This window comes from Corynebacterium sp. HMSC055G02 (assembly GCF_001809065.1).
Classification (GTDB): domain Bacteria; phylum Actinomycetota; class Actinomycetes; order Mycobacteriales; family Mycobacteriaceae; genus Corynebacterium; species Corynebacterium jeikeium_D.
This window is the reverse complement of record NZ_KV795653.1, coordinates 138,415-153,216: the sequence shown is the minus strand read 5'-3', so window position 1 is coordinate 153,216 and position 14,802 is coordinate 138,415. Positions and strand designations below refer to the sequence as shown.

Sequence of the window (14,802 nt, the reverse complement as noted above, 5' to 3'; positions counted from 1 at the left end):
AGCAGGAAGAACATGGCGGAGCTGACGATCTCCTCCGACGAGATCCGTAGCGCGATTGCGAACTACACCTCGAGCTACTCCCCGGAGGCCTCCCGCGAGGAGGTTGGCGTTGTTATCAGTGCAGCTGATGGTATCGCCCAGGTTTCGGGAATGCCGTCGGTCATGACGAATGAGCTTCTGGAGTTCCCGGGCGGCGTTATTGGCGTCGCTCAGAACCTCGACACCGACAAGGTCGGCGTTGTGGTGCTGGGTAACTTCGAGTCGCTTAAAGAGGGTGACGAGGTAAAGCGGACGGGTGACGTCCTTTCGATTCCGGTCGGGGACAAGTTCCTCGGTCGCGTAATTAACCCCCTGGGCCAGCCGATTGACGGCCTGGGCGACATTGAGGCTGAAGAGGACCGCGTCCTCGAGCTGCAGGCACCGACCGTGCTGCAGCGTCAGCCGGTTGAAGAGCCGATGGCTACTGGTATTAAGGCCATCGACGCAATGACCCCAATTGGTCGTGGTCAGCGTCAGCTGATCATTGGTGACCGTAAGACCGGTAAGACCGCGGTTTGCCTGGACACCATCTTGAACCAGAAGGCTAACTGGGAGTCCGGTGACCCGAGCAAGCAGGTGCGATGCATCTACGTTGCTATCGGTCAGAAGGGCTCCACCATTGCTGGTGTGCGCCAGACCCTCGAGGAGCAGGGCGCACTCGAGTACACCACCATCGTTGCTGCCCCGGCGTCGGATGCCGCAGGCTTCAAGTGGCTTGCACCATTCGCAGGCGCCGCACTGGGTCAGCACTGGATGTACCAGGGCAAGCACGTCCTGGTCATTTACGATGATCTGACTAAGCAGGCAGAGGCATACCGTGCCATCTCGCTGCTGCTGCGTCGCCCGCCGGGACGCGAAGCTTACCCGGGTGACGTCTTCTACCTCCACTCCCGTCTGCTGGAGCGTGCTGCGAAGCTCTCCGACGACATGGGTGCAGGCTCGCTGACCGCACTGCCGATCATCGAGACCAAGGCAAACGACGTGTCGGCCTTCATTCCGACCAACGTCATTTCCATTACCGACGGCCAGGTCTTCCTCGAGTCCGACCTGTTCAACCAGGGTGTCCGCCCGGCTATTAACGTCGGTGTGTCGGTTTCCCGTGTTGGTGGTGCCGCACAGACCAAGGGCATGAAGAAGGTTTCCGGTAACCTGCGTCTGGACCTCGCGTCCTACCGCGACCTGGAAGCATTCGCAATGTTCGCATCCGACCTGGACGATGCCTCCAAGCGTCAGCTGGAGCGCGGTCAGCGTCTGGTTGAGCTGCTGAAGCAGAAGGAAAACCACCCGCAGCCGGTCGAGTACCAGATGACCTCCATCTACCTCGCTGGTGAGGGCGAATTCGACGATGTCCCGGTTGAGGACGTCCGTCGCTTCGAGGCCGAGCTGCTTGAGCACCTGCAGGACACTCAGCCTGCAGTCTTCGAGCAGATTGACGGCGGCGTCGCCTTCTCTGACGAGTCCAAGGCTGCTCTGAAGTCCGCTACCGCTAACTTCAAGAAGTCCTTCCAGACTTCTGAGGGCGCACCGCTGGCTTCCGAGGCTCCGGTCGAGGCACTCGACGAGGGCGAGCTCAAGAAGCAGCAGATTACGGTCTCCCGCAAGACTGCCCAGAACTAGGCAGGTTGAGCTACTCAATGACCGTTTTCGCAATTGAAGGGAGGGAATAGGACATGGCGAATCTTCGTGAACTTCGAGCCCGAATCAAGTCGGTGAACTCGACCAAGAAGATCACCAAGGCCCAGGAGCTTATCGCAACCTCGCGCATTACTAAGGCGCAGCGTCGCGTAGCAGACTCCCAGCCGTACGCCGACGAAATCGAGAAGGTCATCGGACGTCTCGCATCGGCTTCGTCGTTGGATCACCCGATGCTCGTAAAGCGTGAGGGTAACCAGCGTGTTGCAGTCCTGGTTGTCACCAGTGACCGCGGCATGTGTGGCGGCTACAACCACAACGTCCTGAAGAAGGCTGCAGAGCTGCGTACCGCTCTGGAAGAGCAGGGGCATGAGGTCGTTCTCTACGTGACTGGCCGTAAGGGCACCGACTACTACGACTTCCGTGGTGTCGAGCTCGCCGGTACGTGGGAGGGCTTCTCCCAGGATCCGGACTACGCCGCAACCCACGACGTGCGTCGTCACCTCATTGATGGTTTCAACGCTACGGCCGAGGGCACTGCCAAAAACCGCGAAGGCCTGCGTGGCACCAACGGCGAGGCTGTTCAAGGCTTCGACCAGGTCCACGTTGTCTACACGGAATTCGTGTCCATGCTTTCTCAGATTCCGCGTGCACACCAGATGCTCCCGATTGAGCCTGTGTACGAGGATGTCGAGATTGCTCAGGGCGAGGACATGCTGTCCGATGGATCAGATGACCTCAAGCCGGACTATGAATTCGAGCCTGATGCAGACACCCTGTTGGCAGAGCTTCTGCCGCAGTACGTGTCCCGCACCCTGTTCGCAGTGATGCTCGAGGCCGCTGCCTCTGAGTCCGCTGCCCGTCGTAACGCTATGAAGTCCGCGACGGACAACGCTACCGAGCTGGTCAAGGACCTCTCGCGTGTTGCTAACCAGGCACGTCAGGCACAGATTACCCAGGAAATCACAGAAATCGTCGGTGGCGCCGGTGCGCTCGACGACAGCGGAGAAAGTGACTAGATATGAGCACAGCTCTAAGTGAGCAGAACACCACCACGGCTGTGGGCCGTGTTGTGCGTGTCATCGGTGCCGTCGTCGACGTGGAGTTCCCGCGTAACGAACTGCCGGCACTTTACAACGCGCTGACCGTGGAAGTTACCCTTCCTTCGGTCGCCAAGACCATTGTCCTCGAGACTGCACAGCACCTCGGTGACAACATGGTTCGTACCATTGCTATGGCTCCGACCGACGGCCTGGTCCGCGGTGCAGAGGTCAAGGACACCGGTAAGCCGATTTCGGTTCCGGTTGGTGACGTCGTCAAGGGTCACGTCTTTAACGCAATGGGCGACTGCCTGGATGAGCCGGGCCTGGGTCGCGATGGTGAGCAGTGGGGCATCCACCGTGAGCCGCCGGCCTTCGACCAGCTCGAGGGCAAGACCGAGATTCTGGAAACCGGTATTAAGGTCATCGACCTGCTGACCCCGTACGTTAAGGGCGGCAAGATTGGTCTGTTCGGTGGTGCCGGTGTCGGTAAGACCGTTCTGATCCAGGAGATGATTACTCGTATTGCACGCGAGTTCTCCGGTACTTCGGTCTTCGCCGGTGTTGGTGAGCGTACCCGTGAGGGCACCGACCTCTTCCTGGAAATGGAAGAGATGGGCGTTCTCCAGGACACCGCCCTCGTCTTCGGCCAGATGGACGAGCCGCCGGGAGTCCGTATGCGTGTCGCGCTGTCGGGTCTGACCATGGCGGAGTACTTCCGCGATGTTCAGCACCAGGACGTGCTGCTCTTCATTGACAACATCTTCCGTTTCACCCAGGCCGGTTCTGAGGTTTCGACCCTGCTGGGTCGTATGCCTTCCGCCGTGGGTTACCAGCCGACCCTGGCTGACGAGATGGGTGTTCTGCAGGAGCGCATTACGTCCACCAAGGGCCGTTCGATTACCTCTCTGCAGGCCGTCTACGTGCCTGCCGATGACTACACCGACCCGGCTCCGGCAACGACCTTCGCCCACCTCGATGCAACCACCGAGCTCGACCGCTCGATCGCATCGAAGGGTATTTACCCGGCAGTGAACCCGCTGACTTCGACTTCTCGTATCCTCGAGCCGTCGATCGTCGGTGAGGAGCACTACCGAGTTGCTCAGCAGGTTATTAACATCCTGCAGAAGAACAAGGAACTCCAGGACATCATCGCCATCCTCGGTATGGACGAGCTGTCTGAGGAGGACAAGGTGACCGTGCAGCGTGCACGTCGTATCCAGCGATTCTTGGGTCAGAACTTCTTCGTTGCTGAGAAGTTCACGGGTCTGCCTGGTTCGTACGTCCCGCTGAAGGACACCATTGTTGCCTTCGACCGCATCTGCAAGGGCGACTTCGACAACTACCCGGAGATGGCCTTCGACGGCCTGGGTGGCCTCGACGATGTCGAGAAGAAGTACGCTGAAATGCAGAAGAAGTAAGGGGCATCCTCATGGCTGAAATCACCGCTGAACTGGTTGCCGTTGAGCGACCGCTCTGGAAGGGCAAGGCCACTTTGGTCTCTGCTCAGACCACCGAGGGTGAGATCGGCGTGCTGCCCGGACACCAGCCGTTGCTTGGCCAGCTGGTCAACAACGGTACGGTGACCATCAAGACCGCAGACGGCAAGGTTCTTGTCGCTTCGGTACAGGGTGGGTTCATTTCCGTGTCTACCTCGAAGGTTTCGATCCTCGCGGATAAGGCAGTCTGGGCTGACGAGGTTAACCTCTCCGAGGCCGAGTCCAACCTGACTTCGGATGACCCTGCAGTAAAGGCTCAGGCTGAGTCGGAGGTCCGCGCGGCTCGTCGCGCTTCCACCAACTAGTCTGTTCGCCTGAACATCCGGTCGCACGACCGTATTCTTCCTGCTTCTTTAAACGGGGCGGGGAGCTCGCAAGAGAAATCTTGCCAGCTTCCCGCCCCGTTTTTCTTAGTTATTTTTCATGTCAGTGCAACAATCGGGTAGGGTTTGTAAAAAGCCTCTAATGCGCTTTTGAACCAAGGTTCGTCGTCTATTCACCCGGATGCGAGGCTGGCAGATAGTGTTTTCAAGCGTAACCATGATGTCAATCATGTTCATGATTATCGGTGCGATGTTGATCGTCGGCGGGGTCCTTGCCCTGTGGCGTTTCGCCAGCCTGCATGCAAAAGGTACTCCTGTTATTGCTCGTCGCCTTCCTGCAGGTGATGGCAGTCATTGGCGCCATGGTGTCATTGTTTATTCAGAGTCGACGTTGAAGATGTACAAGCTACGTTCGCTGCGTCCTGGCTGTGATGCCGAATTTGCCCGTCACGATGTCACTATTGTGGATCGCCGAGATCCGACTGACATCGAGGCGGGTTTTTTCGCGCCCGGGCTTCGGGTAGTCAGGATTAAAACGGGGAAAAATACCGAATGGGAGTTTGCCGTGGACTCGTCCTCGGACACTGCGCTGGTGGCGTGGGTGGAGTCGAAGCCGTCGTCACGCCAGACTCGTGAGTTTCCTACAGATATTGAGCGACGTTTCCGTTCGGCTTATAACCGTGGCCGGGGAAGTCAGTACTAGTCTCTTACGACAGGCTATTGCTAAGGCTCTAGTGGGTATTGTTTTCTCCCGCGCGGCAGTCACGTTAGGGTAGGGGAATGCGCCTTGTGATTGCTGAATGCACTGTTGACTATGTCGGTCGCTTGAATGCCCATCTGCCTCATGCCCCGCGCTTGCTGTTGGTGAAAGCAGATGGGTCAGTTTCTGTGCATGCCGACGACCGTGCATATAAGCCTCTGAACTGGATGACACCGCCGTGCACGCTGACGGAGAAGGATATTCTCGACGAGTCGGGTGAAGACACTGGTGAAAAGCTCTGGGTCGTTGAGAATAAGAAGGGCGAGCAGCTTCGTATAACTATCGGCAAGGTGCTGGCTGATAGCACGTACGAACTGGGAGAGGACCCTGGCCTGGAGAAGGACGGGGTAGAAGCGCATCTACAGGAGCTGCTTGCAGATCAGTTCACAACGTTCGGCGAGGGCTACACCCTGATTAGGCGCGAATACCCAACCCCGATCGGACCGGTGGATCTGCTTGGCCGCGATGAAAACGGCGCCACCGTTGCAGTCGAGGTTAAGCGTCGGGGCGGTATCGATGGTGTTGAGCAGCTAACCCGTTACTTGGAGATGCTGAACCGCGATGAGCTGCTGGCACCGGTGGAAGGGATTTTTGCTGCCCAGGAGATTAAGCCACAGGCCAAGACTCTGGCAGAGGATCGTGGGATTCGCTGTGTGACCGTGGATTACGACGCCCTGCGTGGCCTGGAGTCCAATGAGTTGCGGTTGTTCTAGCCATGCCTAGGCGAAACCACAAGCGGCGCGGTAATCAACGAGGTAATCAACGCGGCGGGCGTAATAACCACGGCCAGAATCGCGGCAGCCTGCCCGCATTTGGCAGTTCTTTCCAAAACACTCGCACTGAATCTGGGCCTGCCGGTTGGCAGGACGTGGACTTTGCGGTGCGTAACATCAGCGCTGGCCAGTCGAACAAGGTTTATCGCTGTCCGGGGTGCGACCAGGAAATCATGCCCGGGACCTCGCACATCGTGGCATGGCCGCAGGATTATGGTGCAGGCGCCGATGACCGGCGCCATTGGCACACCAACTGCTGGCGCAATAGAGCTCACCGCACTATCACGCGCCGCTGGGGATAGATTTACTTAGCCGGCTCAACGAGCTCCAGCAGGACGCCACCGGCATCCTTCGGGTGGATGAAGTTGATGCGCGAGCCTGCGGTGCCGATCTTCGGCTCCGGGTACAGCACGCGGGTGCCCTGCTCCTTCAGGTGCGCCATCAGCGCTTCCAGGTCAGTGACGCGAACGGCGTACTGCTGGATTCCTGGCCCCTTCTTGTCCAGGTACTTTGCAATCGTGGACTGGTCATTCAGCGGCGCGAGAATCTGAACGAGAGTGCCACCTTCAACCTTGTCAGCCGGGCCGACCATGGCCTCGTGGACACCCTGCTCTTCATTGACTTCATCGTGGTAGTTGATGAAACCAAGGTTTGCGCGGTACCACTCAATAGCGGCATCAAAATCCGGGACTGCGACGCCGACGTGATCAACAGCGACTACGTACTTATGGGGAACGGGAATCTGTGTCTCACTCATAGTTCCCAGGGTACTCGCTATTATCGGCGCCATGATTGTCGCATTTTCTGTTGCCCCCACTTTCTCCGATCCTGAGCAGGGAATGGCTGAGGCTGTTGCTGAAGCCGTGCGTGTTGTGCGCGAATCTGGCCTGCCCAACGAGACCAATGCCATGTTCACCCTTGTTGAAGGCGAATGGGATGAGGTGATGGATGTCATTAAGCGAGCCACGGAAGCAGTCAGCCGTGTCAGTCCGCGTACTTCTCTGGTCATCAAAGCGGACATTCGCAACGGATATACCGGGCAGCTGCGTGCGAAAGTGGATGCGGTCGAGGATGCGCTGAAAGCCACCGACTAGTCTCTTGTTCGGATTGGACACGTAGGCTCTACATAGGTCTTTACATAGGCTTTACGACGACACTGGAGAGGAACCCCTTTGACGATGCCAGCTGGACATGGTCACGCACATGGCCATTCTCATGGTCACTCGCATGGAGCACACGGTCACCGCGAGTGCTCGACTCCGCCGCCACCACCCGGCACGGTTGATTTGGAGCAGCTCCACCAGCGCGCCGAAGCCGAACGTAAGCGCCGAGAGGAGATCGAGCGGGCAACCAGTGATCAGGGAAATGGGCTTCCTCCTGTAGTTGAGATTGTCCCGCAGACCCTTGAGGCAGAAGTCGTTCTGCGCTCGGAGCAGGTCCCGGTTATTGTCTTGATCGGCATGGCTGGAGCAGCTGATTCGTTGCGTCTTCGGGCTGAGCTAGAAGGCATGGCCCGTGAGGCTAATTTGAACTGGATCCTGGCGTGGGCAGATGCTGAGGAGCATCCGCAGCTGGCCCAGGCATTCGGTGTGCAGGCAGTGCCGACAGTCACGGCTGTGGCTATGGGCAGTCCCATTGGCATGTTTGTCGGCGAGAAAACCAGGGATTGGCTGGAGCAGTGGCTGGCGCAGGTTATGGAGGCCACTCGGGGTCGTCTCAAGGGGTTGCCGGCGGGAACTCGTATGGCTGGGGAGGGCAGCGGGCCGGAGGCTCCGGAGCCTACTGACTTCTTCGGCAATCCCGTACCCACCGATGACCCGCGTTTGGAGCAGGCCGAAGAGTTGCTCGAGGAGGGCGATTTCGACGGAGCGTTGGAGCTGTATGACGCCATGCTGCAGTCCGAGCCCGCAAATCAGGGGCTGAAGCGCGCTCACGCGAATGTGTCCTTCTTCGCCCGCGCTGCCAAGATTGATCGCAGCGCAGATCCAATTGCAAAGGCCGACGCTGCGCCGAAGGACGTCGCGCTCGCCCTCGATGCCGCGGATGTCACGATGCTTGTCGACGATCCAGCGAAGGCGCTCGATCGTTTGTTAAAGTTGCTCCCGCAGGTGTTTGGCGATGACCGCGAGGCCATCAAGTCGCGTCTACTAGAGCTGCTTGTGCTATTCGATACCGCAGATCCAGTGGCATTGGATGCACGCCGGAGGATGGCTAGCGCGCTGTACTAGGGGCACTGTACTAGGAGCACTGTACTAGGAGCCTTGAAAGCGCAGGCTCCTAGCTTGAAGCGTCGGTGTACGGCCAGTCATCCGGAGCCATGAAGTAGTAGACGCTGCCCATTACAGCGGCCATAAACGCCATCAGCAACAGGAAAAGCGTTGCTTTCATTGCCACATGACGCTCCGCATACCAGGCGTAAAAGGCGTCCAATTTTGCTGCCAACCAGATGTTCAGGCGACGTGTCGGTGGGTGCACCAACGAGAGAATTCCCAGTGCAACAAAGATGCAGAGCCATCCGGGAGCAGGAGTTGGCAAAATGATAATGCCAACAATGAGCAGTGCGAAGCCTGCGACGAGAAGAACCGGGGAGAGTACCGGCCCATACCAGGTGTTGCGCATATGGGCATGGCGAATCTGCATGCGGTCCATCAAGCGATGTACCTTTTCCTCCATTGCGATTCACTTCCTCCGATTTTCGGTGCCGTGCGCTACTTCTAGTAGCGGTCTCAAAACAAGGCATCGTTGACACAACAAACATCAAATGTGCAGTTCAACTGCCTGGGTGCACCGTTGGACATTGACTTTTTAAATCATGTCTATATTTAATCCATTGTTGCACAAAAGTTGCGCCCCAGTGCAACGAGATTTTTCGGAAGGTGGTAATCTTCCAACAGTTCACAGTGGTTTACAGCAGTTACCACTGCCTTTCATCCGCCTGTTCACCTCAGACAGTTCATACTGCGCTAGGTGCCTTCGGTCTTCAGTTTTCTGCAGCCAGGAGTTTTGCATGCGACTTCGCCCCAAAGCCCTTCGCGCTACTTCCGCCTCGGTCCTTGTTGCGCTTTCGGCCTCGACTCTGTTGGTGGGGTGCACCATCGATGGCTCAAACGCCACCGGGGCCAAGGCCACCTCTGCTGCCGCAAAGCCAAAAGCTCCAGATAACGGTTGGGATGCTTCCGAGGAAGTCGCCTGGCCTGATGCCCAGGACACCCTCGATACCGCGGCTAAGAATTTCTCCGATAACTATGGCATTGAATTGGGCGCCTATTTGCGCGTCATTGACGGTCCGTACAAGGGGCTCACGGCGTCGGTAGGCGAGGACACGAAGGAGTACTCCGCATCGACCATTAAGGCTCCGTTGGTGGTTACTGCGCTGAAGAAATTTGGCGATGACCTAGACAAGACGGTGACGGTCGATTGGGACAACGGTGTTGGCGGAAGCGTGATTGGTCCTGGTCAATACACGCTCGACGGGTTGTTGCAATACGTGATGCGGTATTCGGACAACACCGCGGCGAATGGGTTGATTGACGCTGTCGGTGGTTTCGACGAGGTCAATAAAACCATCAAGGAAGCCGGTGTTGATGACAAGCGCTACCACCTGGGCAACAAGTTCAACATCCCCAATCCCAGCGGTGATCGGTCCTGGTTTACTCCCTCTCAGGCTGCGCTGTTCATGGCACGTCTCCAGGAAGTGGCCGATGGCACCTCAAAGCACAACTTCATTACCAAGGACACGGCACAAACTGCATTGACCTACCTCACTTACGGTGGTTCGCAGAAGTTTGTGATGTACGTCGGATCCGCGGTACAGAAGACCGGTGACACTGCCGAGGGCGTTAATGATCACGGCATTTTATACACTGCGGCCGGACCCATCGCTTACGCAATTACGACGCGCTTTGATGGGGTGTCGCTCAATGAGCTTACCGACGGCCTGCTCGGCCAGCTGGGTTCCCAAATCGCCCCGCTTCTGCCGGATTACAATCGCCTTGGTGAGGATGGAAAGCCACTGACTGCCAAGCAGGCTGCGACGTGGAGCGCGGATGAGGATGGCGACGGCATTCCGGATCGCATCGGAACCGACAGCATGGATGGATCCGCGTACACCGATGATTCAGATTCTGCGAATTACAACGAATCTTTGGAACCTGACTGGTTCAATCCGTTCCGAGGATAGGACCTGGATACGCTCCCCAAAACAAAATTGCCCGTGTGTCAGGTTTTCAGGCCGAAACTCAGGTCACTGAAAACCGTGCAACACGGGCAATTCCTATGCGATTGTCTTCTATTCGGGCGGATTCGGGACTAGCCCTGCCACTTCAGCCAAACGGCGGTGTTGGCCGGCAGCACCAAATCAATCGAGTGAGCCTGGCCGTTCCAACCGTGCTCGACCGCGGTTACCGTACCGTTTTCACCGTAGCCGGAGCCCTCGTAACGTGATGCATTTGAGTTCAGAATCTCCGTCCATTGACCACCGCGCGGTACGCCAATCTTGTAGATTTCCTGCGTGGTTCCCGACAGATTATAGACGCAGGCGACGACCGAGCCATCGGTGCCATAACGGACAAAGGACACAACATTGTTTGTGGAATCATCCGCGTTAATCCACTGGAATCCCTCTGGGCGGTCATCCTGGGTGTAGAACGCCGGGTTTTCCTTGTAGATGGCGTTGATGTCCTTAACCAGCAGCTGAATGCCGCGGTGGAATTCGCCGCCCCAACCTTCGAGGTTGTCCCAAGCCACGGACTCATCGTGGTTCCACTCGTGGTTCTGGCCAAGATCCTGACCCTGGAATAGAAGCTGCTTGCCCGGGTGCGCCCACATGAAGGTCAGGAAAGTACGTAGGCCTGCGGCCTTATCCCAGTCACCGCCCGGCATGCGCTCCCACAGCGAGCCCTTGCCGTGCACGACCTCGTCGTGGCTAATCGGCAGAATGAACTCTTCCGAGTAAGCGTAGACCATAGCGAAGGTGAGCTCATGGTGGTGGTAGGAGCGGTAAATCGGCTCCTTGCTGAAGTACTCCAGCGTGTCATTCATCCAGCCCATGTTCCACTTCATAGAGAAGCCCAAGCCACCGTGTTCGGTAGGTGCGGTCACACCCGGCCAGGAAGTAGATTCTTCGGCCACGGTGAGGAAGCCCGGGTTGTGCTTGTGTACCGTGGCGTTGAATTCCTGCAGGAACTGAACAGCATCGAGGTTTTCACGGCCACCGTACTGGTTCGGCAGCCACTCGCCTTCATTGCGGGAGTAGTCCAGGTACAGCATGGAAGCCACTGCGTCGACGCGCAGCCCGTCGATGTGGAACTCTTCCGCCCAGTACAGTGCGTTGGCGTAGAGGAAGTTGCGTACCTCGTTGCGGCCGAAGTCGAAAACGTAGGTGCCCCAGTCTCGCTGCTCGCCGCGGCGCCAGTCCGGGTGCTCGTAGCAAGCCGTGCCATCGAAGCGGGCGAGTGCGAACTCGTCCTTCGGGAAGTGCCCCGGAACCCAGTCCATGATGACACCGATGCCAGCGGCGTGGAAGGCATCAACAAGACCGCGGAACTGATCTGGGGTGCCGAAGCGGCTGGTTGGAGCGTAGTAGCCGGAAACCTGATAACCCCAGGAACCAGTGAACGGGTGCTCACATACTGGCATGAATTCCACATGGGTGTAGCCCATGTCGACCACGTAGCGCACCAGCTTCTCCGCCATGACCTCGTAGCTCAGGCCCTGCTTCCAGGAACCCAAGTGGACCTCGTAAATAGAGATAGGCTCTTCGGTCCAGTCAGTGTTAGCGCGCTTTTCCATCCACGCCTGGTCTCCCCAGGTGTAGTCGGAGGTCGTAACAATCGAGCCGGTCGCCGGTGGCAGTTCCGCGGCACGCGCCATCGGGTCGGCCTTATCGCGGCGCTGTCCCTCCGGTGTTGTGATGGCGAACTTGTAGACATCGCCCTCACCCACACCCGGGATGAACAATTCCCAGATACCTGCGCCACCCATAGAGCGCATTGGGTACTGCGCACCGTTCCACATACAGAAGTCACCGACCACGGCGACGCCGCGTGCGTTCGGAGCCCAGACCGTAAACGAGGTGCCTTCGACCGTACCCAACTCGGTGTCGTAACTGCGAAGGTGAGCACCGAGAACCTTCCACAGGTCCTCATGACGTCCCTCGCCGATTAGGTGCAGGTCACCAGCGCCAATAGTGGGGAGGAAACGGTAGCCGTCGGCACGCTCTACGGTTTCGCCGGAGTCCCACGTAATACGCAGGCGGTAGTCGAAGTCATCGCCGCCTGGGACGAGGGCGGTAAAGAAACCGTCGCCCAGGTTTTCCGCCTCAAATTCGCCGCGAGTGCTGACGATAGTAACTGCCTGAGCGCCGAAGACCCTCGTGCGAATTACCGTGTCACCGTCCACGACGTGTGCGCCGTAGATGCTGTGCGGATCGTGATGGGTGCAGTAGCGCAGGCGATCCATATCGCCGGAATCAATTGCGAGGCGGGGATCTGTGTGGGCTCCCATGGAAGGTCCTTCCGAAGCGTTTCTAGGTAGGTGAATGTGAAGTTGTTGCGTTCAGTTCTAAAGAAATAGAGGGAGGTAGGGGACAGTGGGCTGCTAGCTCACCCGCCAGCCTAACGACGAATCATTGCGACAGTGGTCAGGTCAGTGACCCACTAACCCCGAAAGTTCCCAGCAAGCGTTCTAGCCCTCGTAGTCGGGGACGTTGCGCCAAGCCAACTTGTGGCGGAGCTTGACATCGATTTCCGGCAGCTTGATGATGTGCGCAACGTTTTCCCACGGTGCCAGGCGGACGTAGTTGTCCTTGCCCCAGTTGAACTGGTTACCGGTAATCAGGTCAGTGACATCCATGCGGTCGTGGTTGCGGAGTCCAATGCGATCCATGTCGAGGTGCACGGTAGCTTCTTGGGCATTCCATGGATCGAGGTTGAGAACAACGAGGATGGCATCGCCGGTGACCGGATCGAGCTTCGAGTAAGCCAGCAGGTTGTCATTGTCGATGTCGTGGAAGTGCAGGTTGCGCAGCTGCTGCAGAGCCGGGTGCTCCCGGCGAATCTTGTTCAGCGTGGCAATGAACGGTTCCAGCGAGTTGCCGGTCGCCCGTGCCTGGTCGTAATCGCGGCTGCGGAGCTGGTACTTCTCGCTGTCGAGGTACTCCTCGGAGCCCTCCTTGACCGGGACATTTTCAAACAGCTCGAAGCCGGAGTACATGCCCCACAGCGGAGAAAGGGTTGAAGCCAGCGCGGCGCGGATAGCGAAGGCGCCACGGCCGCCCTTGACCAGGAAATCATGCAGAATATCTGGGGTATTAACCCATAGGGATGGGCGAGCGATGTCCGCATGGCGGGTAATCTCTTCGCCGAATTCGGTCAGCTCTTCCTTCGTAGTCTTCCACGGGAAGTAGATGTAGGACTGAGTGAAACCAGCTTTGGCCAGGCCGTAGAGACGGGCCGGGGCAGTGAAGGCCTCGGCGAGGAAGATGACCTCCGGGTTGGTTTCGTGAACGGTTTCAATCAGCCATTCCCAGAAGTTGCCCGGCTTGGTGTGGGGGTTGTCCACGCGGAAGACCTTGACTCCACGCTTGACCCAAAACTTCACTACACGCAGAACCTCTGCGTACAGGCCCTTGGCATCGTTGTCGAAGTTCAGCGGGTAGATGTCCTGGTACTTCTTCGGCGGATTCTCGGCGTAGGCAATGGTGCCGTCCGGCAGCACAGTGAACCACTCCGGGTGAGCCTTAGCCCACGGATGGTCCGGTGCACACTGGAGCGCTAGGTCGATAGCGACCTCTAGATCGCGCTCCTTAGCAGCCTTGATGAACTCCTTGAAGTCCTTTTCGTCACCGAGGCTCGGGTGGATGGCGTCGTGGCCACCTTCTGCGGAGCCGATAGCCCACGGAGAACCGACATCGCCCGGTTCCGGGGTCAGGGTGTTGTTGCGACCCTTGCGGTTGATTTCACCGATTGGATGAATCGGTGGCAGATAGACCGTGTCGAAGCCCATGCGCTGTGCGCGATCAAGCTGTGCAACCGCGGTCTTGAATGTGCCGTGCAGCAGCTCGCCGTTTTCGCCGTAACCACCGTTAGAACGGGGGAAGAACTCGTACCAAGAGGAGTACAGGGCTTCGCGGCGGTCAACCTTGATTTTGCGGGTCTTTCCGCGGGTCAATAGGTCGCGTACCGGGTGCGCCTGCAAAATGGCGCGGGTCTCGTCGGAAAGCGCGGCTGCGATGCGGGCGCGAAGATCGCCGTCGCCGCGCAGACCTGCGGCGATGGAACGTAGGTGGTTGCGGTGGATAGCAGCGGCACCAGCGGCGGCGCGGTCGAAGAGAGCGGCGCCAATTTCTAGATCATTAGCGAGTTCAGCTTCGCTCTGACCGGCCTCGAACTTCTTGGTGATAGCGTTGCGCCACGTTGCCATCGGGTCGGACCAGGCATCAATGCGAATGGTCCACAGCCCGGGAATGTCTGGGACGAAGGTGGCGTTGACCTGATTTGGATCATGGTCAGAAAAGTGCATTGGAATGCGCTGTGAGCGGGAAGCAAAAGCTGATTCCTTCGGCCCCTTGACGTTGAGCGTGGCGTTCATCGCGTCGTGGCCTTCTCGCCAAATGACGGCAAAGGTTGGGACGACTTCACCCACTACGGCCTTTGATGGAGTTGCACCACCGTTGATTTGAGGACGGATGTCATCAATACCGATTCGACCAGTCATAAAAGACGTTCTCCTAATTGT

General features: G+C 58.1%; 14 protein-coding genes. 10 read left to right on the top strand and 4 right to left on the bottom strand.

Annotation, left to right across the window (positions count from 1 at the left end; translation table 11 throughout):
* The first annotated feature begins 12 nt into the window (after positions 1 to 12).
* The 7 genes from atpA to HMPREF2547_RS10605 all read left to right on the top strand — a co-directional run bounded on the left by atpA (position 13) and on the right by HMPREF2547_RS10605 (position 6,368).
* The gene (gene atpA / locus HMPREF2547_RS05790; protein WP_005509387.1) at positions 13 to 1,656 is read left to right on the top strand and encodes a F0F1 ATP synthase subunit alpha; all 1,644 of its coding nucleotides are present in this window, start codon (positions 13 to 15) and stop codon (positions 1,654 to 1,656) included.
* A gap of 53 nt (positions 1,657 to 1,709) precedes the next feature.
* Positions 1,710 to 2,690, top strand: a complete 981-nt coding sequence (locus HMPREF2547_RS05785) for a F0F1 ATP synthase subunit gamma (RefSeq protein WP_070605080.1) — start codon at positions 1,710 to 1,712, stop codon at positions 2,688 to 2,690.
* A 2-nt stretch (positions 2,691 to 2,692) separates the two neighbouring features.
* Positions 2,693 to 4,132, top strand: a complete 1,440-nt coding sequence (gene atpD, locus HMPREF2547_RS05780; RefSeq protein ID WP_005509621.1) for a F0F1 ATP synthase subunit beta — start codon at positions 2,693 to 2,695, stop codon at positions 4,130 to 4,132.
* Positions 4,133 to 4,143: 11 nt separating this feature from the next.
* Positions 4,144 to 4,515 (top strand): F0F1 ATP synthase subunit epsilon, encoded by a 372-nt coding sequence (locus HMPREF2547_RS05775; protein WP_049172054.1) that lies wholly within the window; start codon positions 4,144 to 4,146, stop codon positions 4,513 to 4,515.
* A gap of 217 nt (positions 4,516 to 4,732) precedes the next feature.
* The gene (locus tag HMPREF2547_RS05770; RefSeq protein WP_016422460.1) at positions 4,733 to 5,236 is read left to right on the top strand and encodes a DUF2550 domain-containing protein; all 504 of its coding nucleotides are present in this window, start codon (positions 4,733 to 4,735) and stop codon (positions 5,234 to 5,236) included.
* 77 nt (positions 5,237 to 5,313) lie between these two features.
* Positions 5,314 to 6,006, top strand: coding sequence for an endonuclease NucS (nucS, locus tag HMPREF2547_RS05765; protein ID WP_005509457.1), 693 nt, complete (start codon positions 5,314 to 5,316; stop codon positions 6,004 to 6,006).
* A 2-nt stretch (positions 6,007 to 6,008) separates the two neighbouring features.
* Entirely contained in the window at positions 6,009 to 6,368 is a 360-nt protein-coding gene (locus HMPREF2547_RS10605; RefSeq protein ID WP_088611476.1) for an ATP/GTP-binding protein, read from the top strand.
* Between the two features lie 2 nt (positions 6,369 to 6,370).
* Here HMPREF2547_RS10605 and mce read toward each other — a convergent pair whose 3' ends face one another.
* Entirely contained in the window at positions 6,371 to 6,823 is a 453-nt protein-coding gene (gene mce / locus HMPREF2547_RS05760) for a methylmalonyl-CoA epimerase (protein WP_005509354.1), read from the bottom strand.
* A 31-nt stretch (positions 6,824 to 6,854) separates the two neighbouring features.
* Here mce and HMPREF2547_RS05755 point away from each other — a divergent pair, with 31 nt between their 5' ends.
* Both HMPREF2547_RS05755 and HMPREF2547_RS05750 read left to right on the top strand, forming a co-directional pair.
* The gene (locus HMPREF2547_RS05755; RefSeq protein ID WP_049172056.1) at positions 6,855 to 7,160 is read left to right on the top strand and encodes a thiamine-binding protein; all 306 of its coding nucleotides are present in this window, start codon (positions 6,855 to 6,857) and stop codon (positions 7,158 to 7,160) included.
* Positions 7,161 to 7,244: 84 nt separating this feature from the next.
* Positions 7,245 to 8,294, top strand: a complete 1,050-nt coding sequence (locus tag HMPREF2547_RS05750; protein WP_070595727.1) for a co-chaperone YbbN — start codon at positions 7,245 to 7,247, stop codon at positions 8,292 to 8,294.
* Between the two features lie 49 nt (positions 8,295 to 8,343).
* Here the strand turns inward: HMPREF2547_RS05750 and HMPREF2547_RS05745 are convergent, their stop codons facing one another.
* The gene (locus tag HMPREF2547_RS05745; protein WP_048735265.1) at positions 8,344 to 8,739 is read right to left on the bottom strand and encodes a TIGR02611 family protein; all 396 of its coding nucleotides are present in this window, start codon (positions 8,737 to 8,739) and stop codon (positions 8,344 to 8,346) included.
* A 334-nt stretch (positions 8,740 to 9,073) separates the two neighbouring features.
* Here HMPREF2547_RS05745 and HMPREF2547_RS05740 point away from each other — a divergent pair, with 334 nt between their 5' ends.
* Positions 9,074 to 10,246: a serine hydrolase gene (locus HMPREF2547_RS05740; protein ID WP_070605077.1), complete on the top strand. Its 1,173-nt coding sequence runs from the start codon at positions 9,074 to 9,076 to the stop codon at positions 10,244 to 10,246.
* Positions 10,247 to 10,374: 128 nt separating this feature from the next.
* Here HMPREF2547_RS05740 and glgB read toward each other — a convergent pair whose 3' ends face one another.
* Both glgB and HMPREF2547_RS05730 read right to left on the bottom strand, forming a co-directional pair.
* Entirely contained in the window at positions 10,375 to 12,570 is a 2,196-nt protein-coding gene (gene glgB, locus HMPREF2547_RS05735; RefSeq protein ID WP_070605076.1) for a 1,4-alpha-glucan branching protein GlgB, read from the bottom strand.
* A 180-nt stretch (positions 12,571 to 12,750) separates the two neighbouring features.
* Positions 12,751 to 14,781: an alpha-1,4-glucan--maltose-1-phosphate maltosyltransferase gene (locus HMPREF2547_RS05730; protein WP_070605073.1), complete on the bottom strand. Its 2,031-nt coding sequence runs from the start codon at positions 14,779 to 14,781 to the stop codon at positions 12,751 to 12,753.
* Positions 14,782 to 14,802: the final 21 nt, after the last annotated feature.